This is a genomic window from Paraburkholderia sp. SIMBA_054 (assembly GCF_046534875.1).
Taxonomy (GTDB): Bacteria; Pseudomonadota; Gammaproteobacteria; order Burkholderiales; family Burkholderiaceae; genus Paraburkholderia; species Paraburkholderia hospita.
Window position 1 is genome coordinate 1 of sequence record NZ_JAWRXV010000876.1, and the last position, 268, is coordinate 268.

The window sequence follows — 268 nt, forward strand, 5'->3', positions numbered from 1 at the left end:
GAACCTGAACGTGTTTCGCGGCGATTACGCGACGGCCGGCGCGGCGAAGCTCGCGATCGTCGACAGCCACTCATTCTGGGTCTATGGCTACTTCGAGGAAACCAAGCTGCCGCACCTGCATATCGGCGACAAGGCCGAAGTGCGGCTGATGAGCGGCGGCACGCTGCAAGGCCACGTCGAAAGCATCTCGCGCGGCATCTACGACCGCGACAATCCGCAAAGCCGCGAACTGCTCGCCGACGTCAACCCGACCTTCAACTGGGTGCGG

At 63.4% G+C, this 268-nt stretch carries 1 protein-coding gene; it reads left to right on the plus strand.

Annotated elements, in window-relative coordinates; all coding sequences use genetic code 11:
• The coding region (locus SB822_RS57635) for an HlyD family efflux transporter periplasmic adaptor subunit (protein WP_410859178.1) at positions 1-268 on the plus strand (268 nt) is incomplete at both ends.